Origin of the sequence: Bacteroides sp. (assembly GCF_028690125.1) — a bacterium.
Taxonomy (GTDB): Bacteria; Bacteroidota; Bacteroidia; order Bacteroidales; family Bacteroidaceae; genus Bacteroides.
Genome location: NZ_JAQVBV010000034.1, coordinates 39,440 through 58,186, shown reverse-complemented (window position 1 = coordinate 58,186; position 18,747 = coordinate 39,440). Strand labels below are relative to the sequence as shown.

At 38.4% G+C, this 18,747-nt stretch carries 22 protein-coding genes, 1 tRNA gene and 1 pseudogene; 14 read left to right on the top strand and 10 right to left on the bottom strand.

What is annotated here, in order from left to right; translation table 11 throughout:
* Window positions 1-444: 444 nt before the first annotated feature.
* Window positions 445-567, top strand: a complete 123-nt coding sequence (locus PHO71_RS19030) for a hypothetical protein (protein WP_300206370.1) — start codon at window positions 445-447, stop codon at window positions 565-567.
* A 4-nt stretch (window positions 568-571) separates the two neighbouring features.
* Here the strand turns inward: PHO71_RS19030 and PHO71_RS19025 are convergent, their stop codons facing one another.
* Window positions 572-727 (bottom strand): hypothetical protein, encoded by a 156-nt coding sequence (locus PHO71_RS19025; protein ID WP_300206368.1) that lies wholly within the window; start codon window positions 725-727, stop codon window positions 572-574.
* 116 nt (window positions 728-843) lie between these two features.
* Between PHO71_RS19025 and PHO71_RS19020 the strand changes: the two genes are divergently transcribed.
* The 5 genes and pseudogenes from PHO71_RS19020 to PHO71_RS19000 form a co-directional block, all read left to right on the top strand.
* The gene (locus PHO71_RS19020) at window positions 844-1,527 is read left to right on the top strand and encodes a helix-turn-helix transcriptional regulator (protein ID WP_300206366.1); all 684 of its coding nucleotides are present in this window, start codon (window positions 844-846) and stop codon (window positions 1,525-1,527) included.
* 26 nt (window positions 1,528-1,553) lie between these two features.
* The gene (locus tag PHO71_RS19015) at window positions 1,554-2,294 is read left to right on the top strand and encodes a Fic family protein (RefSeq protein ID WP_300206364.1); all 741 of its coding nucleotides are present in this window, start codon (window positions 1,554-1,556) and stop codon (window positions 2,292-2,294) included.
* A gap of 2 nt (window positions 2,295-2,296) precedes the next feature.
* Window positions 2,297-3,058 carry a Fic family protein gene (locus PHO71_RS19010; RefSeq protein ID WP_300206362.1) on the top strand — a complete coding sequence of 254 codons (762 nt, stop codon included), beginning with the start codon at window positions 2,297-2,299 and terminating at the stop codon, window positions 3,056-3,058.
* A gap of 33 nt (window positions 3,059-3,091) precedes the next feature.
* On the top strand, window positions 3,092-3,562 hold the full coding sequence (locus PHO71_RS19005) for a hypothetical protein (protein WP_300206360.1): 471 nt from the start codon (window positions 3,092-3,094) through the stop codon (window positions 3,560-3,562).
* Between the two features lie 242 nt (window positions 3,563-3,804).
* Window positions 3,805-4,022: pseudogene (locus tag PHO71_RS19000) on the top strand (cell filamentation protein Fic); the annotation flags it as partial.
* 124 nt (window positions 4,023-4,146) lie between these two features.
* On the opposite strand, the gene PHO71_RS18995 reads toward PHO71_RS19000, so the two are convergent.
* A tRNA-Thr gene (locus PHO71_RS18995) sits at window positions 4,147-4,220 on the bottom strand.
* 101 nt (window positions 4,221-4,321) lie between these two features.
* Between PHO71_RS18995 and PHO71_RS18990 the strand changes: the two genes are divergently transcribed.
* The gene (locus tag PHO71_RS18990) at window positions 4,322-4,927 is read left to right on the top strand and encodes a TlpA disulfide reductase family protein (protein WP_300206358.1); all 606 of its coding nucleotides are present in this window, start codon (window positions 4,322-4,324) and stop codon (window positions 4,925-4,927) included.
* A 253-nt stretch (window positions 4,928-5,180) separates the two neighbouring features.
* Here the strand turns inward: PHO71_RS18990 and PHO71_RS18985 are convergent, their stop codons facing one another.
* A complete protein-coding gene (locus tag PHO71_RS18985) occupies window positions 5,181-5,912 on the bottom strand; it encodes a bifunctional 2-polyprenyl-6-hydroxyphenol methylase/3-demethylubiquinol 3-O-methyltransferase UbiG (protein WP_300206356.1) in 732 nt (243 codons plus the stop codon).
* Between the two features lie 99 nt (window positions 5,913-6,011).
* Between PHO71_RS18985 and PHO71_RS18980 the strand changes: the two genes are divergently transcribed.
* A complete protein-coding gene (locus PHO71_RS18980) occupies window positions 6,012-6,197 on the top strand; it encodes a hypothetical protein (protein WP_300206354.1) in 186 nt (61 codons plus the stop codon).
* A gap of 368 nt (window positions 6,198-6,565) precedes the next feature.
* On the opposite strand, the gene PHO71_RS18975 is transcribed toward PHO71_RS18980, so the two are convergent.
* The 6 genes from PHO71_RS18975 to PHO71_RS18950 form a co-directional block, all read right to left on the bottom strand.
* The gene (locus tag PHO71_RS18975; RefSeq protein ID WP_300206352.1) at window positions 6,566-6,943 is read right to left on the bottom strand and encodes a VOC family protein; all 378 of its coding nucleotides are present in this window, start codon (window positions 6,941-6,943) and stop codon (window positions 6,566-6,568) included.
* Between the two features lie 13 nt (window positions 6,944-6,956).
* The gene (locus PHO71_RS18970) at window positions 6,957-8,036 is read right to left on the bottom strand and encodes a DUF4468 domain-containing protein (RefSeq protein WP_300206350.1); all 1,080 of its coding nucleotides are present in this window, start codon (window positions 8,034-8,036) and stop codon (window positions 6,957-6,959) included.
* Window positions 8,037-8,049: 13 nt separating this feature from the next.
* Window positions 8,050-8,781 (bottom strand): MBL fold metallo-hydrolase, encoded by a 732-nt coding sequence (locus PHO71_RS18965; protein WP_300206349.1) that lies wholly within the window; start codon window positions 8,779-8,781, stop codon window positions 8,050-8,052.
* A 68-nt stretch (window positions 8,782-8,849) separates the two neighbouring features.
* Window positions 8,850-9,494 (bottom strand): pyridoxamine 5'-phosphate oxidase, encoded by a 645-nt coding sequence (gene pdxH, locus PHO71_RS18960; protein ID WP_300206347.1) that lies wholly within the window; start codon window positions 9,492-9,494, stop codon window positions 8,850-8,852.
* A gap of 31 nt (window positions 9,495-9,525) precedes the next feature.
* Window positions 9,526-10,230, bottom strand: coding sequence for a pirin family protein (locus PHO71_RS18955; protein ID WP_300206345.1), 705 nt, complete (start codon window positions 10,228-10,230; stop codon window positions 9,526-9,528).
* A gap of 60 nt (window positions 10,231-10,290) precedes the next feature.
* Window positions 10,291-11,292 carry a 2-hydroxyacid dehydrogenase gene (locus PHO71_RS18950; RefSeq protein ID WP_300206343.1) on the bottom strand — a complete coding sequence of 334 codons (1,002 nt, stop codon included), beginning with the start codon at window positions 11,290-11,292 and terminating at the stop codon, window positions 10,291-10,293.
* A gap of 206 nt (window positions 11,293-11,498) precedes the next feature.
* Between PHO71_RS18950 and PHO71_RS18945 the strand changes: the two genes are divergently transcribed.
* Window positions 11,499-12,851, top strand: a complete 1,353-nt coding sequence (locus tag PHO71_RS18945) for a hypothetical protein (RefSeq protein ID WP_300206341.1) — start codon at window positions 11,499-11,501, stop codon at window positions 12,849-12,851.
* 155 nt (window positions 12,852-13,006) lie between these two features.
* Here PHO71_RS18945 and PHO71_RS18940 read toward each other — a convergent pair whose 3' ends face one another.
* Window positions 13,007-14,296, bottom strand: coding sequence for a DcaP family trimeric outer membrane transporter (locus PHO71_RS18940; protein WP_300206339.1), 1,290 nt, complete (start codon window positions 14,294-14,296; stop codon window positions 13,007-13,009).
* A 163-nt stretch (window positions 14,297-14,459) separates the two neighbouring features.
* Between PHO71_RS18940 and PHO71_RS18935 the strand changes: the two genes are divergently transcribed.
* The 5 genes from PHO71_RS18935 (at window position 14,460) to PHO71_RS18915 (ending at window position 18,684) form a co-directional block, all read left to right on the top strand.
* A complete protein-coding gene (locus PHO71_RS18935) occupies window positions 14,460-14,963 on the top strand; it encodes an RNA polymerase sigma factor (RefSeq protein ID WP_300206337.1) in 504 nt (167 codons plus the stop codon).
* 245 nt (window positions 14,964-15,208) lie between these two features.
* The gene (locus tag PHO71_RS18930; protein ID WP_300206335.1) at window positions 15,209-15,583 is read left to right on the top strand and encodes a DUF2141 domain-containing protein; all 375 of its coding nucleotides are present in this window, start codon (window positions 15,209-15,211) and stop codon (window positions 15,581-15,583) included.
* Window positions 15,580-17,760, top strand: coding sequence for an outer membrane beta-barrel family protein (locus PHO71_RS18925; protein ID WP_300206333.1), 2,181 nt, complete (start codon window positions 15,580-15,582; stop codon window positions 17,758-17,760). Before PHO71_RS18930 ends, PHO71_RS18925 begins: the two co-directional genes overlap by 4 nt.
* A 37-nt stretch (window positions 17,761-17,797) precedes the next feature.
* The gene (locus PHO71_RS18920; protein WP_300206332.1) at window positions 17,798-18,412 is read left to right on the top strand and encodes a hypothetical protein; all 615 of its coding nucleotides are present in this window, start codon (window positions 17,798-17,800) and stop codon (window positions 18,410-18,412) included.
* Window positions 18,397-18,684 (top strand): transcriptional regulator, encoded by a 288-nt coding sequence (locus PHO71_RS18915; RefSeq protein WP_300206330.1) that lies wholly within the window; start codon window positions 18,397-18,399, stop codon window positions 18,682-18,684. Before PHO71_RS18920 ends, PHO71_RS18915 begins: the two co-directional genes overlap by 16 nt.
* The last annotated feature ends 63 nt before the right edge of the window (window positions 18,685-18,747 follow it).

Below are 18,747 nucleotides of genomic sequence, written 5' to 3'. Positions count from 1 at the left end.
TTTGAAAGCATGAAAAACTAAGTGTATCTAAGCACTTAATTCTTACTTATCTACTGCCCGTTTCATGCGAGATTCTTCAAAAACTATTGATAGTCAATTTAGTATCCTCAGACTACCACAAATATAGTGAAACTCTATTGATATTTATCTGAACATCCATAGAATCAGTAATATTGGTTCGAGATTCCGTAAGGTGTGTTAGTACGTGCCATCTGTTAAATCACAATCAGTAAAATCGGTGTTTTAAACCGTAATTCATCTATGGACACGCATCGGTATGCCTCCTATCTTTGCAGAAATAATTTGTAGGTATAATCAAATTGTTAAAACAATCATGCGAATAAAAAAGATTATTTCACTCGTGCTTGCGACTTTCATCGTAACGTCTGTATCAGCACAAACTAAACAGGAGATAACACTGCTATCATCTTAGACAGAATTCGTTTGACAGCTGTTGTCGGTGGCAACGAGGTGGTTAATCCTTTTATGGTGACAGAGGTATATGTATTAGTAGATAGCAAATGGAAATTAGGTTCATTGTCGTTTACCCGGCTGCTTGGAGAATAAGCATTTATCCAGATATTGCAAAATTGGCATTAAAAATAAATATTTGTTTCCAATAAGTCTTTTCAACACTCGCTTCAGGCGATTGCGGCAACTTCTTATCCAACACTCTCTCCATTATCTTTTCGATAACGGCTTCTGTAGTTACAATCACTGTTTCCATCTTTTCTTTTCTGATTAGAATTTTTGTATCTATTGTTAGAGCTAAATTTTATTTCTTATCTTTGTGCCTATAGATATAGAAAGAATATATTTAAAGCTAAACTATTTATTTAGTGTTTGAATTTTAAATACAATCTTACGGTTCATCTTGAAAGAATAAAAGAGTTGTGCGAAAAGAAAAACGTAACAATGAAACAGGCTGCCGTCGAACTGGGTATGACGGAGCAGAGTTTGCACAAAATCATCAAAGCGAACTCTACCAAGATAGACACTCTGCTGACTATGGCTCAATACTTTAATATAGAGCCAGCTTACTTCTTTGATAACTACTCTTCTGATACTACGAATGGTATATGCATCAATAAGGAAGAGTTAGAAGGACTCATTAAAAAGGTAATAGCCTATTCAATTCACGGCTTCGGGATGGTAAAACTCGAATGGAATGCCCAAGAACAGAAGTTTAATTCATACTTCGATATACTAAAGAAACAGTATAGTCCTGATGCTGCGGATCTGAAATACATTTCCTCATTATTAGAATCAGAGATTTCAATAACAGATAAAACCACCCCGAAAGATGTGGCAAGGGTATTGATGTCTAAAGATGAATTCGACTTTACATCTACCTACTACTATGCCATCCGAAAGATGGAAGTACAGGAAGAACTACAGAAACTTATGTCTTTTTTGGATAAGCACAATATTCCTGTTACTGATTCTATCAGGAAGGATATTGATGAACTGAAAGGTAGGGTTAAGTATTATGAAGGGAAAAGTATTATAGGGAACAATAAAATCTAACCATAGGCTACAATTGTTTTATGATTATGGAACAGATATTTAATAAAGAACAGCAGGAGAAAGCGCAATTCATTTTGAATCATCCTTTAGCTAAGCTATCGGATTTGCGCTCAAATGAAATAAAAGATTTGGCAGTGGTGTGGTGTTACTATTCAGGTAAGATTGAAGGTAATACCTATACTTACGTGGAAACAGAAGCATTGCTCAAAGATGGTATTACTTCCGAAAAGAAGTATGAAGATGCCCAGATGCTGAAAAACCTATATAATACTTTTATTTCCGAAGTGGAGTATATCAATAAAGGGAAGAATCAAGAAGTGATAGATGAGCGTACTTTGTTCAGAGTACATCAATCTATATCTACTGGCTTGGTTTCCGATGAAGAATCGGGCTATTTAAGAACAAGAGCCGTCCGTATCAGTGGTACGGAATACATTCCCCCGAAGGACTTACACGATATTCGGGCTAAGTTGAATGAAATACTTTATCAGCAGGAGCAATATATCAATCCATTGGAACGGGCTGTTTATCTCCATTGTAACATAGCTAAGTTGCAACCTTTCATTGATGGCAACAAGCGTACTTCCCGAATGGTGGAAAGCATCGCTTTGATGAATGCTGACATTATCCCTGTCTATTCCTCCAAAGATGCCGATATACTGAACTACAGGAAAGAGTTGATTGCCTTTTATGAAATGGGCGATTATTCTCCTTATGCCGATTACTTGCTGAACAAGCAAGTGGAACGAATTAAAGAAATAGAGTAACCATGAATGAAGATGTTAAGGAATTACTGAATGAAGTAGATGTTCTCAAAGAGCAACTATCCTCTTTGCGCCCACTTCCCGAAGAAGCCTTGAAAAAGATTCAGGATGCTTTGGATATTGAATATACCTATGAGAGTAACCGTATAGAAGGGAATACGCTTACCTTGCAGGAAACTGCCCTTGTTGTAAACGAAGGTGTTACGATTTCGGGAAAGTCAATGCGTGAACATTTGGAAGCTATCAATCATACAGAAGCCATCAATTATATTAAGGATGTTGCGAAACAGGACATAGAGATAAGCGAGCGTACCATCAAAGAGATACACGCCCTTATTCTTCATGGAATAGATCGTGAGAATGCCGGAAGGTATCGCACCGTTCCTGCTATGATTTCAGGTAGTACGCATATGCCCCCACAACCTTATCTGATAGAGAAGCAGATGGAAGATTTCATGCTTCGCTTTCGACAAATGGAAGAAGAAAAGGTACACCCTGTACTCGTAGCTGCTTACTTGCATGATGAACTGGTGCGTATTCATCCATTCATTGACGGCAATGGTCGTACTTCCCGACTGTTGATGAACTTGTACCTTCTTCGCAATGGTTATGTTATTATTACCCTGAAAGGTAGTAATGATGCTAAAATCAACTATTACAAGGCATTGGAAAAGTCACACACGGAACATCTGACGGAAAACTTTCAGCAATTGGTTGTTGAAGCAGAGATGGCTGCCTTGCAGAAGTATTTGTCTATCATGGCTTAACAAGCTATTTGAGAAGAAATAAATTGTAGACACATGAATATTAAGGATAAAATAAATCAAACCCTCATAGGTATAGCTACTCAATTGCAGGAAATAAATTCAGAGTTCTATATTATAGGTGCATCTGCTATGATTTTGTCGAATATAGAGATAGGGGAAACATCAGATATTGATATTCTGACAACTGAAATGAATGCATCTAAGTTGCAACATTTGCTGAAAGTGTATATGGAAGTTGCTCCTGAAACCAAAGAGAATGATTTATTTCACTCTAATTTTGCCAGATTTAATCTTCCTCTAATGGATATAGAGGTCATGGGAAACCTTCATATTAAGAAGAACAATATTTGGCAACCTGTTTGTGTACAGGAATATAGAGAAGTTTCAGTTGGAAAAATGATTGTCAGAATACCAACAATTGGAGAGCAAAAAAGAATTTTATCTCTTTTTGGTAGAGAAAAAGATTTTAAAAGACTTCAAATATTGAATCAGTACCCTTTATGATGCGTCACATAGGGAGCATCTAACGGAAGACTTTCAGCAGTTAGTTGTTGAAGTGGAAATAACTGTTTTGCAGAAATGAAAGCTATAAAATATGATTGAGTAATTAAGAATTAAAGAAGCCATTAAAGAATATGGGATATCTATTAATGAAGTGCCTCTTTATCCTGTCCTCATTGCGGTAAGTCAATATCATTAAAAGCTGAATAAGTATGAATACAAACGAAATTGATAAATAGAACCTTATAAAAGCTTATGCCTTGTTTAATACTGGAGATATAGATAGTATCGAAGTAGGTACAATAAAAGGATTATGTGATATCACTACCTGTTTGATAGGCTGTATAAGTTTGCTGAAAAGATGCGCACCTTGAATGTATTAAAAGGTAATTTCCGTTTCGCCAACTGTATGTACCTTGATGTTATGTTGCCAGTAATAGAAAAGATGTTGGAAACGACATTCTACCGTGAACAGTGGTGTTGGGATTTTGTTAATATGAGTAGCGGTAGGCATAGTTGTGTTTCGTGAGTGGAAAAACTGATGGTTAATAAAAATGCCGCATATAGCGGCATTTTGTTTTTAGGAGAGCCTCTTGTCGGATTCGAACCAACGACCCCGAGATTACAAATCACGTGCTCTGGCCAACTGAGCTAAAGAGGCATTTTTTTCTTTTGCGGGTGCAAAGGTAAAAATAACTTTTTAATTTGCAAATACTAAGTTTACTTTTTTATATTTGCAATCTAATTAATAGTTATAAGAAGATGAAAAAAAGAATGATGAATGTATGTGGTATGGCGTTTTTAGCCATAAGTCTATTTGCTTGTTCCGGGCAAAAGAAAGGGACAGAAACGGCTGAGGCAGTGGTAGGTAGTGGGAAAATAATGAGTGATACGGTTACTGTTCAAGCAGATAAAACAGGGTATATTGTGAAGGTAGGTGAGATGGCTCCTAATTTTACCATTATATTAACTGATGGTACACAAGTAACTTTATCTTCTCTCCGTGGTAAAGTGGTTATGCTGCAATTTACGGCAAGTTGGTGTGGGGTATGTCGTGCGGAGATGCCATTTATTGAAAAAGATATTTGGTTGAAACATAAAGACAATGCAGACTTTGCCTTGATTGGCATTGATCGTGACGAACCGCTTGATAAAGTTCTTGCTTTCGCTAAGTCTACCGGAGTTACTTATCCGTTGGGGTTGGATCCCGGAGCTGATATTTTTGCTAAGTATGCGCTTCGTGACGCCGGAATAACAAGAAATGTTTTGATTGACCGTGAAGGACGGATTGTGAAGCTAACCCGTTTGTATAATGAAGAGGAATTTGCCTCTCTTGTAGAGAAAATTAATGAAATGCTGAAACAGTGATATTTATATCTCTCTTAGTAAAATAGGTCTGTATAGTGAGCGTTCGGTAAGAGCAGCTTAGAGATATAAGTGAAAGTAATGCAGGCTATGAGAAAGATTTTCCAGACGCGGATGACGCGGATGGGCACGGATATAAGAAAAAAAATCCGCGTTCATCTGCGTCTAAAAAATAGTATAGAAAAGCATTTGGTCTGTTATTATAAGTTTGCTCTTCGACCTATCTATCTTATGCCATTTATTTTTGGTAGATTCTTTACTCAATACTCAATTTAGCCAAATAGTCATAATGTTTCCCTTCTTTTATTAGCTCTGCTTTAAATCCGCATTCCGAAGCATATAGACTAAGTGTTTGGAAATCGACATATAGCCAGTCAAACGGTTCTCCCTTAATCTCCTTATATTGCATTTGAAAATCAATTTCTCCATAATAATCTCCGGCAAGATCGATCAGCATACTTCCATCTTCTTCTTCAAAAAGATACCGAAGATCGCTTGAATCCATTAAAATACATCCGTTTGGACGTAGAATACGTTTCATTCGCTGGAAAAAAGATGGCATATTATTTAGTCTTCCGATGATGCCCGAACCATTCATGAGCATCAGGATCGTATCGAATGTTTCGGTGAATGTTTCATCAAAAAGATCGATGAGACGGGAATCCTTGACGCCACGTTTTTTCATGACATCAACAGAAAGCGGTGAGATATCAATCGCACATACATCTTTTTTTATTTCCTGAAGTGCTAAAGCGTGGCAACCACTTCCCGCACCTACATCCAAAATACGTCCCGTTGCCATTTGAAGTGCAGTGCGTTCTAACAAAGGCATAGATTGCATACTCCGAAAAAGTTGTTTAACCGGAATCTCATCTTCATCGAATTGAGATGAGAATACACGTAGTTTATCAGCTTTGTGATGATTGAAATAATCGGCTATTGCAGCACCCATCGGGTCTTTTTCAGTAAGGAGGGTCTTTATTTTCATTTTGGTAATAAATGATTGTTTAGTTAGCAAAGATAGATATTTCTGTAGAAAAGGGTTATCTTTGCCGTTGAAAAATATAAATCACTAATAAGTATTAGCATGAGTATAGAAGATGCAATTATGGGCGGAATCGTTTTTAAGGGAAAGAAAGACGGTCCGAAACAGGAAGAGAAGGTGAAAACGAAAGCTAAGAAAGCAACATATATTCGTGGACAGCATGGTTCGGGAGCTGCGAAGATGAAAGCAGAGATTCGAAGGAAAAGAGCTAGTAGACATAAAAAATAAGGATCTATGAGTGTCATTATTAGCATATTGGCATTCATGTTAGGTTTGAGAGGTTTTTTTTATGCTGCGTAATATGGAATATTTAAGAACCGCTCTGAAGGCAACGCTATCATAGTTTGATGGCAAGGTTTGTGGTAAAGTAGTGGAGGTACATTTCTATACGAAGGGAATCTAAGGAAGAGATGTTCAACTATGCGAACCTAAAATTGAATACCAATTAGAGGGACAAGGCGAGATATGTTGCCATAATTTTTTTTGCCCAGTTTTTTATATGTTTCGATTGCTATCTGATGGTTATAAAATAAGCAAGTGATATAAAAACAGCAAAGGCAGGACGATTGAGTCCTGCCTTTGCTGTTTTTATAGGGTTACTTCTGTGGAAGAATCTCAATCCAATAATCATCCGGATCATGGATGAAATAAAGTCCCATAACAGTATTCTCAAAGCATACACAGTTCATTTCTTTATGATATTGACGTATCGCTTCATAATCACCGGCTACACGAAAGCACAAATGACTCTCATTTTCTCCCAGTTCATAAGGCTCTGTATGAGCTTTCAACCATGTCAATTCCAATAGAAATCCGGTTTCGTTGTCCGTCAGATATACCAGAATGAACGAACCATCGGAAGCTTCTTTGCGGTGATGTTCCTTCAAACCAAGCGCTTTTTCATAGAAAGCGATGCTTCGTTTCAGGTTCGTTACATTAATATTGAAATGATCGAATTTGCTTTTGATTTCCATTATGTAATTCTATTTACTTTTTCATTAAAAGTTTAACGATTTCTCCAACATAAGTGCGAGGTTGTCCCGATTGAGCCTCTTGTGCACTCAGTTTCTTGCATTCAATAACAGCTGCCGGAGTCGTTTGGTTCGGTGCATAAAGCTTCAATGTGTAATTGGTTGCTTTATCCATAGCTTCATAAGGTTGTTCAGCCGAAAGTGTACAGTAAGCTACTGCTTTACCGGATTGGTTACCCAGAGCACCACCTCCGTTAGCTGTCATATTTGTCATGTTGAATTCATCATTGCCGATGGAAATTACTAATTTGCAGTTACCCATCAAAGCATACAGTTCGCTTGGAATCTTTTTCAGATCGACTTCTGTATATCGCGGCATATCAGCAGATTCTTTTCCTGTAGAAGTAGAGATCTTACCACCTTGACCTATGACAACAGGACCTGCTCCAGCTACAAGAGCCGTTGCTTTATTTTCTTCTTCTTTTTTCTTCTGTGCTTTAGGACGAGTATCCGGTGCACCGAATGCTACAGCAACATCAAAGAACAAATCATCGGCGAAATCTACCGTTTTTCTGCGCCATTTAGCCATTGCACGCATCAGTTTCTTTTTGTCTTTTTTGAGTGCAACTTTGTCAGTAATCCATTCTTCTGCTTTATACTTTTCAGTATCACGATAAGTATAACGAATCTTTTCCAGTTCGACAAGACAGCTATTGGGCTTACAGGTGACCGTTATTTGATATTCCATTAAAGAACGGTCCAGCATAAGAGCTGCAGATCTGAATACTAACCACTCTTCGCCTATTCCGGCAATGCTTCCTGTGGCTTTATCTTCATATACTACGCGGCTTTCATTATTGCCATTTTCCTTCAGACGTTCGTTCATCCACTTCTGCATAGTGCTGTAGATTTGGTCCTGACTCATACCTGGAATTTGGAATTCTTTAGAGAATACGACTTTGCCATCGACTTCGGGCACAGCTCCAGCAAGATATCTGGAATCATCTTTTTTTTCTTTTTTTAAGGATGCAGCTCTCGTTGCCATTGGCAAACCTACGAGAAATAGTGTCAGAAACAGAATTGCTAAATTTTTCATAATTATTATGTGTTTATTTGGTTATATCAAAACTTTCTCCCCGGTGGGTGATACTGATAAAACGGCACCCGGCTTCTTCGGCAAATTTACGGAATGCGTTACCGCCTTCGTAGTCTTCACTGAAGTGCATGGGCACAAATATAGTAGTTTTTATTTGTTCGATGAACTGTTTTGCACCTTTCATGTAATCTTTTCCCATTCTGAAGTCCACCGGGAATAGTGCCAGGCCGATTTTGGGTGCTTTTTCTTTTAAATATTTAACTTCTGCAAGGAAATCTCCATTTGCTTTTCGTATCTCTTCTTCGGTAGATTCTTCGCTCCAATGCCAGTTATTCAAGTCGCCTGCATGAAAAATAGTCCAATCTTGCAGATGGATCAGGAATGAACTGCCCACATCTGTTGAGCCGAAAGCGTCGATACGGATTACATCGTCTTCGTATGTTTCTCCTTTCTGTATATAAATGGCATCTTCGGCCTTAGCTCGATGATGTTTTAATATATCTCTAGAGAAAATATAATGTATATCAGGTCGTTCTTCTTTCCATGTTAGTATTTCTCTGTTGAAATGGTCTGGATGAAAATGAGTGGACAATACATACAATTTACCCGGTCTTTTCAGGAGATAATCGTGTACGATTCCCCGGTTTCGTTCCGTTTCCGAGGAATCTTTATAGTAGTCTATGATCACCGTTACGCCTTCTGATTCAATAGCGAAACCACTGTGATAAATATAATCCAGTATCATAAAATGTTCTAATTATAGGTTGCAATATTACGTATTCTAGTTGGAGTAGCCAAAAAAAAACGACGAAATCAGGGAGCACGACGACTGATTTCCCATTTACCGTCTGAGTTGAGAGTATATAAAAAGCGGTCGTGCAGTCGATTGGGTCTTCCTTGCCAGAATTCTATTCTTGTGGGAGTGACGGCATATCCGCCCCAATTCTCAGGCCTTTCCACTTCTTTGCCTATCCATCGGGCCGCCTCTTTTACGAAGGCACGTATCAATTGCATCCGGCTCTTGATTGGCTGGCTTTGTGGGGAAATCCGTGCTCCGATCCGGCTTTTGTATGGACGCTTACGAAAATATTTATCCGACTCTTCTTGAGGAACTTTAGTCGCAATTCCTTCTATATGTACTTGTCTTTCAAGTTCGTGCCAGACGAAAGAGAGTGAAATAAATGGGTTATGTGCCAATTGCTTCCCTTTTCGGCTTTCATAATTAGTGTAAAAAATGAATTTTCCGTCATGCAAACCTTTTAGCAAGACAGTACGTGTAGAAGGTTTTCCTTCTGCTGATACACTACCCACAATTACGGCTGTCGGTTCATTCACTTCTGCATCAATTGCTTCCTGCAACCACCGACTAAAAAGTAAAAGCGGGTCATTGGGAAGTTCACATTCCCTCAACCCGCTTTTAGTATATTCCTGCCGTATGCCGGCTAGATTTATTTCCATAAATTGAATAGTTACAATATACAAACTTTTTCTACATAGGGACCTCGATCAACAAGATATACGAATCTTTTAATGTTTCCAGCTCAAAACTCATGGAGTCATAAATACCTATTCCATCACGACGTTTCAATACTTCACCATCTAGAACAATTTCTCCTTCGATGAGAAAGATGTATGCTCCGGCATGACTTTGATGCATATGATAACCAAGTTTCTTACCCGCTTCTACTTTCCCGATAGAGAACCAGGTATCTTGCAGCAATGAAGCAGGAGTACTTCCGTCTGGTGATAGAATGACTGCCAGTTCATTCGGACGCTCTAATTCACGGAAACTGAAATCTTGATAAACAGGACGTGTATTACGTTCTCTTGGCATGATCCATATTTGTAGAAACTCCACCGGCACTACGGGACTTGCATTCATTTCGCTATGAAAGATTCCGGTTCCGGCACTCATCACCTGCATTTCACCAACAGTGATAATCCGGCTGTTCTTCTTACTATCCCCATGTTGCAGATGCCCCTTTAAGGGGATGGAAACAATCTCCATATTTTTATGAGGATGAGTTTGAAAACCTTCTCCGGGTGCTACCTTATCATCATTCAATACACGAAGTGCACCGAAATTGATGCGGTCGGAGTCGAAGTATTCGTCGAAACTGAAAGTGTGGTAACTATCTAGCCAATCAGTTTTCGAATGCCCTCTCGTATCTGCTTTATGTATTACTTTTTTCATAAATCTCTCCTTTTTTTAATGTTTATATGCTTGCTGAACAAAAGGTGAAATGGAAAAGTTCTATCTCTTCACTTCATTTAGCAAAGGCTTATGATTGATAAAATCTATGATGTTTTGTAATGTTGTCATAGCGATATTCCCCATTGCTTCCTTGGTAAAAAAAGCTTGGTGGGAAGTGACAATCACGTTGTTGAATGAAAGTAGACGTGCCAATACATCATCGTCGATAATACGGTCGGACTGATCTTCATAAAAGTATTCGCTTTCTTCTTCATATACATCCAGTCCGGCAGAACCAATCTTTTTGTTTTTTAAACCTTCAATCAGCGCGTTGGTGTGAATCAGCTGTCCGCGACCGGTATTGATAATCATTACACCATCTTTCATTTTACTGATAGAATAGTCGTTAATCAAGTATTTGGTCTGTTCGGTAAGGGGGCAATGAAGAGAGATGATATCGGAACTATGGTACAATTCGTCCAGTGAAGTATATACGATCTGTTCTTCACGAGCAAAGTTATAGTCCGGATAAAGGTCGTAGGCTAATATATTCATGCCGAACCCTTTCAGAATATGAATCAGGATTTTGGCTATTTTACCAGTGCCGATGATACCTGCAGTCTTTCCATGCATATCGAATCCCATTAATCCGTGAAGTGAAAAGTTGCCGTCTTTGGTACGCCAGGTGGCACGTGGTATCTTTCTGTTTAAGGATAGCATGAGGGCAACCGTATATTCGGCTACAGCGTAGGGCGAATAAGCCGGTACACGCACAACGGTAATGTTGTTTATGGCTGCTGCATTCAGGTCTACGTTATTGAATCCGGCACAGCGCAGAGCAAGTAACTTTACTCCGTTAGCCGCCATAATGTGCATCACTTCTGCATCGGCTACATCATTGACAAAAATGCATACAGCATCTACTCCTTGTGTAAGAAGTACATTGTTTTTATTCAGATGTCCTTTATAATACCGAAGTTCAAATCCGAACTCTTTATTTTTATTATTGAAAGAAGCTTCATCGTAGGGTTTTGTCCCAAAAAAAGCAATCGTATAGGCCATAATGATCTGTTTTTATTATAGATAATAAACGTCTTCATTCTCTGATTTGTTCATCTTTTATTTTAGCTTCAGGCTATACGGTTTCTAATGAAACAGTTTTTATTTTCAATTAAAATAGAGAAGAAACGAAAAAAAATGCACATATGTATTTTCTATGTGCAAGATTGTTGTAACTTTGCGCCCAAAATAACTTAAAAAAGATTTAGATGAGAAGATTTTCTTTGATTAGCATTGTGATGTTAATCGTTTCAATTCCAACTTTTGCAGGCGGTATCCTGACAAATACAAATCAGCATGCTGCATTTCTTCGTATGTTATCTCGTGGTGCTACTACCGAAATAGATGCTGCTTTGTCTAATCCTGCCGGTTTGGCATTCTTGCCTAATGATGGTTTTCATATGGGTTTGAGCATTCAAAGTGCTTTCCAAACAAGAAATATTGATGCTAGTTTTTTTACTTATAACGGTTTTGATGGTACAAAGCCTACTGTTTCCGACCAACCGTTCAACAAGTATTATAAAGGAAAAGCTGCTGCTCCGATTATTCCCAGTTTGTTTGCTGCTTATAAAAAAGGTGATTGGACAGTCTCCGGTTTCTTTGCGATTACTGCCGGAGGAGGAAAAGCTTCGTTTGACGATGGTCTGCCTATGTTCGAATCATTGGCTATGGCAGGTATTTTCCAGACAGCCTTGAAGAAAGAAGGCAAGATTGTGACTCCTGATATGTATAACATCAACAGTGCGATGGATGGCAAACAATATATCTATTCTTTGCAATTGGGCTTGACTTACAAAATCAATGAATGGCTTTCTGCATTTGCCGGTGGGCGTATGAATTACTTTACGGGTGGCTATAAAGGCTTTCTGCGAGCTAATTTGAAGGATGCTTTAGGTGGTGCGCAGCTAATGGATCCTCTGGAACTGGACTGCGACCAAACGGGCTGGGGATTGACTCCGGTTATCGGTGTGGATGCCAAGTTTGGTAAGTTCAATATTGGTGCCAAGTATGAGTTTAAAACGAATTTGAATATTGAGAACGATACGAAAGAAAACACAGCTGCTGATGGTGCTCTAGCTGCCTTTAAGCATGGTGTGAATACTCCGAATGATATACCTTCTATGCTTTCGGTAGCAGTGGCTTATGAGTTTATTCCGACATTACGTGCGTCAGTAGAATATCATTTCTATGATGATAAGAACGCAGGTATGGCAGATAACAAACAGAAATTCTTGACCAAAGGAACTAATGAGTATCTTGCCGGGATTGAATGGGATGTCACCAAATATCTGACGTTGAGTTGTGGTGGTCAAATCACAGATTACGGATTGTCCGATAACTTCCAAAGCGATACCAGTTTCTCTTGTGACTCTTATACTTTGGGTTTTGGGGCGAAGTTGAAGTTGAGTGAAAGAGCTGCTTTAAACGTGGGTTATATGTGGACTAACTATGACGATTACACGAAAACTTCAAAGAACTATAACAATACCGGATTGAGTGGGACGAATGTATATAGCCGTACTAATAAGGTATTTGGTGCAAGTATAGATTACAGATTTTGATTTCATAATCCAACCTTTAATTATAGAAAAAGCCGTCTCGGACATTGTCTTGAGACGGCTTTATTATTATTTAATATCATGTAAATTCGGTATAATACATTCAGGCTGAAAGCTTGACATAGAATCTACGATTCTCCAATCGGGCCTAAGTTAGATTAGAAAGAATACTGTACTAATGCATTCAACCGATTGGCGTGACGGGTTGAAGAGCTAAAATCTGTACGCCATCCTCTCAGATATTCTACACCTACTTGCAAATTACTGCTGACATTCCAGAATGCATTAGCAACAAAATATTGTCCTTTGCGATAAGCTTCCGGGTTTGAACTTGGATAGTTGTGTTCGGAATAAAGTCTGGATAAGCTATAGGTTCCGGATACAAATATATTCGGAGTTATGTTATATTGCAATCCTGCATACCATCCTAACATTGGGAGAACCTGCATTTTTCCTTCATTTTCAGGATCAGGTACAATATCTACATTTAGATTACTAAAATCATTTAGATATGTACCGATTCCTTTGCCATAATTAAACTGTCCGTATACTTGCCATTTTTTAGTAATATTGAATGTACTGGATGCTTGCAAACCGAATCCCGTACTGGAGAAAGCTTTATCATGTACTGCACTTGAATAGGTCATGCTGCGAACGATAGCTGCCAGTTTGATGTGACCATTACTATTCCAGTTGTACTGTGCAGAAGCTGCGAAGTCCGGCATTCGTTGAGTACTGATGGAAACATCATTATTGGTTGTACCATCTACTGAAGGCATTTCCATAGCTACACCGAGTTTCCAGTTTTTTAGTTTATTATACATATAGCTTAATTGAGTTGTGCGGTAGAAGGCAGAGCCGTTGGGACCCGCAAAGTCAATTGTAGGAGGCAATGCGGAAAGATCCATGAACATACCATAATTATATCCGATGGTGAATCCGAGGAACTGTGCATAAGCGTTTTGCAATTCAAATGTATTTCCGTCACCACGGAAGTTTCCGGCAGTATATATGACGAAATCACCAAGATGTTTGGTGTGTCCAACCAACTTTAAAAATAGAGTGGTGGTGGTGATATCCATCTGAAATTGATTTCTGGCAAAATTCCCACTTCCTTTTTGGGGGATTAATGCGGGATAAAAATCCACGTTGTCCACTATACCACCGAAATCATATTCAGCTGTAGCACGTACGTAACCACCGATACCCAAAGCAAATTTCCCTTTTTGGTCGGTTAATAAAAAACGAGGAGCATTCGGGTCGTGAAAACGAAATTGCTGCCGGTCGTTCATGATTCGGATAATTTCATCTCCTGCCTTGTCGCGTGAGACAAACATGATGGAATTAGGTTCCTGATCTTCTATAATTACATTCTTCTGTGCTTGGGCACACAAGGGGAAAATTCCTACCCCGAGTAGCATCAATACCATTTTAAAGCTTGTTTTCATTATCAGTTAAGTTTTAGGTGAATGTCCAAACAACAACTAAGAAAAGAAATGGTTGAGAGGGGTAAAGGAAAAATAGCCAAACTTATCGGAAGAATTGCTATTTATAATCATTCTAGAAAAGCGGATCTTTGTATCGTGCTAATTAGATAATTTAAATACGACAATGGAAAAAAGAGATTTTACACAAGGAATATTAGCGATGGAATCGGATTTGCATCGTTTTGCATATAAATTGACGGCTAACCGGGATTCTGCTAATGATTTGGTACAAGATTGCGTGTTGCAAGCATTAGACAGTCATGAGAAATTTACTCATGCTAAAAACTTGAAAGGGTGGATGTATACCATTATGAGAAATATCTTCATTAATAACTATCGTCGTGCAACTCGTGAGATGAGGATGATTGACGATACTTATTCCGCCCAACAACAAAATATGATAAAAGATGAAGAGGCCGAACATTTTGAATTAACATATGATATAAAACAACTATACCGTATCATACATACTATACCCGAAGATATGAAAATACCTTTCCAGATGTTTGTTGCCGGATTTAAATATAGGGAAATTGCCGAGAAATTAGGGTTGCCGATAGGAACTGTAAAAAGCCGCTTATTCTTTATACGTAAGCGATTGAAAGAAGAATTGAAGGATTTTTCATGATATACCAATGTCTCTATGACAATTGTGTAGTTTAAGGTCAAAGTGATGAGCCTTCCTGTCGTATTGATAAATGACGGGAAGGCTTTTTTAATATTCTTCTAAAATGTTTGGTTTATAAAATAAACCTATTTATATTTGCACCGAAGTAAGGAGATGCGCAGCTCCTTGCTTATTTTTATCTGTTTTTGGTTTATAAAATAAACCATTTAAATATTATCAACTAATTTAATAAAGACAAATAAAAGATGAAACGCTTATTAATCATTGCATTAGGACTCATTTGTTGCCAGACGGTTGTCTTTTCCCAAGAGGTAAAAGTAGAGATTCGTGGCATTCGTAGTGCTAAAGGAAGTATAATGGTGATGGCTCAGGCGGATTCTGAATCAAAGCCTGTATACGCCATGTTGCCTGCCGTAAAGGATACGGTAACTGTTATTTTGAAAGATGTTCCATGGAAGAAATTTCTGGTATCTCTCTATCATGATGAAAATGCTAATTGGGAACTTGATATGGATGATAAAGGGATTCCTGTGGAAGGATATGCAAGAGAAAAATGTAAAAAGGAGCAGGATGCTCCGGCAACAATGAAGGTTAAGATTTATTATCCTGTTCAACAATGAAAATACTGACTTTACTGTTACTAGTTGGAATGACTGGAACAACCTCTCTGGGATATGCCCAAGGTAAATCTCAGAATATATTTGTAAAAGATTCATTAAATAAAGACTCAATATATCAATTGCAGGAGGTGGTTATACAAACAAGTTTGGTGAAACGAAAGGTTGATAGGTTTGTACAATCCGTGCCCACTGGTTTAAATAAAGATGGAGTTGAACTCTTACAGCAAGCACCCGGTGTATGGCTATCCGACGAGCGAATATCTATCAACGGTTCTTCGGGTACGAAGGTGTATGTTGATAACCGGGAGATAAGACTTACAGGAGAATTGTTGATAGAGTATTTACATTCATTAAAATCGGATGATATAGCACGTGTTGAAGTGATACCAATGTCAGGAGCAGATAAGGATGCAAACGCACAAGGTGGTGCTATCCATATTATAATGAGACGTCGGATGGAAAAGGGATTACAAGGAAATCTTTCTATGAATACCTCTTTTGCATCGTCTTTGCAATCTTATCAGCCGAGTGGAAGTCTGAATTTCCATAGTGGGAAATGGGATTTGTATGGATTTGCATCCGGTACACTGATTCCACAAAATAAAGGTGATTTATATACAACACGCGAATATATTAACGGTGAAAAAGATTTTTCAAGTAGGACACTCATGAAACAACCTTCGCGCTATGGAACCGTGAGGACAGGGGCTGTTTATACAATGGATGATTCCAACAGTGTAGGAGTGGAGTTTGAGTATGTGCGACGCGGATTTATTTCGCCTTCCCAAAGTTATTCATCCCTTTTTGTTGGTCCTACAGAAATGGAAAGCCAGGGTATATATCGCCAGAAAGAAATGTATAATATGTATTCGGGTACTGCCAACTATGTGCATAAATTGGATCAGGAAGGCTCTGTTTTGAAGCTCGTAGCTGATTATATTTCAAAAGATTCCAGAGGTAATAACCAATATCGGGTCATTCAGCAAATAGGTGCGCTTGACAAAGATACAGTTTACCGTTCTCACTCCGATGTTACTTATCAAATTGCAACAGCCGACTTTTCGTGGAAGCAGCAGCTTAATAAGAAATCCTTTTTACAGTTAGGTATGAAGTATACATATATAGGTATGAAAGATGATGCTTTATATGAAGGTCGGGAACCGGACGAAAGCTGGAAGCCAAATGTCGAATATGGTTATGAACTTGATTATGGTGAGAACATCGGCGCTTTGTACGGTACTTATTCTTTGGATATGAAAAGAGGAGCTATCCATCTCGGACTTCGGGGGGAATATACGCAAACTTCTAATGATACTGAACAGCAAACACGGAAATACTGGGACTGGTTTCCTCATATGGACGGTAGTTTCTATTTCGATGAAGTTCGGAAATGGATGCTTATCGGACAGTATGGGCGGTACATTGAACGACCGGCATTTACCGCTCTCAATCCTAACCGGATTCAGACATCTGATTATAGTTATCTTATAGGAAATCCTACATTGCGGCCTACTTATATTAATAAGTTCAGTATGACTTTGGTTTATAACTTTCGATATACATTAACGGTTGGTGGAAACTTGCATCGCGATCTTATCCGGGAATTTGGGAAAGAAGACGCTGTGAACTCGGACATCTCTTATGTTATTAATGAAAATCATAATCGGGAAAATCATTGGTTTGTAGCTGTCAGTGCTCCCTGGCAACCTGTGACCTGGTTGAATCTGAATGCTAATTTGATCGGAGTAAGGCAGGATATACGTATGTATAAGGAAAGTGATTATATGAGTCATTATCTCTATTTTGCAAATGCCAATGCAACTTTCAATTTGCCAAAAGACTACTCGGTGGAAGGACAATTTAATGGTGCCAGCCGTTTATTTTCCGGCAATAGCGGAATTGAACCCCATCATACGTTTAATCTCCATTTGCGTAAAAAATGGAACGATGGTCGCTGTGTAGCTACTCTTGGAATAGATAATATTTTTGATCGAAGAAATTCTTATTTCAGCAATGTGCCAAGTTATGATTCTATGAGTCATTTTGCATTAGCATCGAAGGGAAGGCTTTTAAAATTGACATTTACTTGGAATTTCAAGCAAGGCAGTAAATCCAGAGCAGTGACTGTGGAGAAACAATCTTCCAGCGAAAGGAATCGTTTGGAGGGTAGTAAATAGTACTTTATTTTGGGTATATTAGATAAAGATATTACTTTTGAAACAAAATTCATTGATTTTAGGTATGGAAGATAAAACGATTTCTGAAAAAGAGAGTTTGGAACTGATAGCCAGAATGATTCGGGAGACACAGAGGCATACAGCCCGTTATGCAGCTTATCCATTGTTGATATGGGGATATACTACTGTTGTTATATCGCTCCTTGTATGGTATCTATCTTTGCAGACGGAAATGTGGCAAGTAAATTTCCTTTGGTTTGCACTCCCTGTTATTGCGGGTCCGCTGACTGTCTTTTTTCATAAAAAAAATGAGGAAAATGGGACGAAAAACTATATAGATCGTGTTAAATCCCATATATGGAGCGTGTTTGGAATAGTAGGCTTCTGTCTGTCGTGTATATCCTTTGTGGTTCATATCGATATATTATTTGTTATCTCTTTGTTGATGGGGATGGGAACTACTTTGACCGGATTAGTATGTAGATATAAGCCCCTCAGTATATCAGGAGTAATTGGTATTGCTCTTTCTTTTTCAATGCTTTTCATTCGAGGAAGTGAAATTTATCTCGTATTTGGACTGATCTTTATAGTGATGATAATTGTTCCCGGACATATTATGAACAAAGAGATGAAACAATGTTTAAAGAACTGAATCCAATATTACACTCTCAGCTTCGTTTGGCAATAATGTCTATACTTCTGACGGTTGAGGAGGCAGAGTTCGTTTATTTGAAGGAGAAAACCCAATCAACGGCAGGGAACCTTAGTGTGCAATTGGATAAGTTGAGCGAAGCGGGGTATATCGAAGTAGAAAAGAGCTTTGTCGGAAAGAGGCCACGTACTTCTTGCAGGATGACTTCTGAAGGCCGGAAGGCAATGGAGGAGTATGTGGATACGTTGAAAGAGTATCTTTCGGGATTCTGATTGGGATAAACAGGAAAGTATGTGTGCTGAGCAACTTTTTCTATGAACTGTTGTTAATCAATA

Excerpts from the sequence above, each read along its gene's own strand:
- PHO71_RS19025 (WP_300206368.1), bottom strand. The coding sequence starts at position 727 with ATGGAAACAGTGATTGTAACTACAGAAGCCGTTATCGAAAAGATAATG.
- PHO71_RS19015 (WP_300206364.1), top strand. The coding sequence starts at position 1,554 with ATGGAACAGATATTTAATAAAGAACAGCAGGAGAAAGCGCAATTCATT.
- PHO71_RS19010 (WP_300206362.1), top strand. The coding sequence starts at position 2,297 with ATGAATGAAGATGTTAAGGAATTACTGAATGAAGTAGATGTTCTCAAA.
- PHO71_RS19005 (WP_300206360.1), top strand. The coding sequence starts at position 3,092 with ATGAATATTAAGGATAAAATAAATCAAACCCTCATAGGTATAGCTACT.
- PHO71_RS18990 (WP_300206358.1), top strand. The coding sequence starts at position 4,322 with ATGAAAAAAAGAATGATGAATGTATGTGGTATGGCGTTTTTAGCCATA.
- PHO71_RS18985 (WP_300206356.1), bottom strand. The coding sequence starts at position 5,912 with ATGAAAATAAAGACCCTCCTTACTGAAAAAGACCCGATGGGTGCTGCA.
- PHO71_RS18980 (WP_300206354.1), top strand. The coding sequence starts at position 6,012 with ATGAGTATAGAAGATGCAATTATGGGCGGAATCGTTTTTAAGGGAAAG.
- PHO71_RS18975 (WP_300206352.1), bottom strand. The coding sequence starts at position 6,943 with ATGGAAATCAAAAGCAAATTCGATCATTTCAATATTAATGTAACGAAC.
- PHO71_RS18970 (WP_300206350.1), bottom strand. The coding sequence starts at position 8,036 with ATGAAAAATTTAGCAATTCTGTTTCTGACACTATTTCTCGTAGGTTTG.
- PHO71_RS18965 (WP_300206349.1), bottom strand. The coding sequence starts at position 8,781 with ATGATACTGGATTATATTTATCACAGTGGTTTCGCTATTGAATCAGAA.
- pdxH (WP_300206347.1), bottom strand. The coding sequence starts at position 9,494 with ATGGAAATAAATCTAGCCGGCATACGGCAGGAATATACTAAAAGCGGG.
- PHO71_RS18955 (WP_300206345.1), bottom strand. The coding sequence starts at position 10,230 with ATGAAAAAAGTAATACATAAAGCAGATACGAGAGGGCATTCGAAAACT.
- PHO71_RS18950 (WP_300206343.1), bottom strand. The coding sequence starts at position 11,292 with ATGGCCTATACGATTGCTTTTTTTGGGACAAAACCCTACGATGAAGCT.
- PHO71_RS18945 (WP_300206341.1), top strand. The coding sequence starts at position 11,499 with ATGAGAAGATTTTCTTTGATTAGCATTGTGATGTTAATCGTTTCAATT.
- PHO71_RS18940 (WP_300206339.1), bottom strand. The coding sequence starts at position 14,296 with ATGAAAACAAGCTTTAAAATGGTATTGATGCTACTCGGGGTAGGAATT.
- PHO71_RS18935 (WP_300206337.1), top strand. The coding sequence starts at position 14,460 with ATGGAAAAAAGAGATTTTACACAAGGAATATTAGCGATGGAATCGGAT.
- PHO71_RS18930 (WP_300206335.1), top strand. The coding sequence starts at position 15,209 with ATGAAACGCTTATTAATCATTGCATTAGGACTCATTTGTTGCCAGACG.
- PHO71_RS18925 (WP_300206333.1), top strand. The coding sequence starts at position 15,580 with ATGAAAATACTGACTTTACTGTTACTAGTTGGAATGACTGGAACAACC.
- PHO71_RS18915 (WP_300206330.1), top strand. The coding sequence starts at position 18,397 with ATGTTTAAAGAACTGAATCCAATATTACACTCTCAGCTTCGTTTGGCA.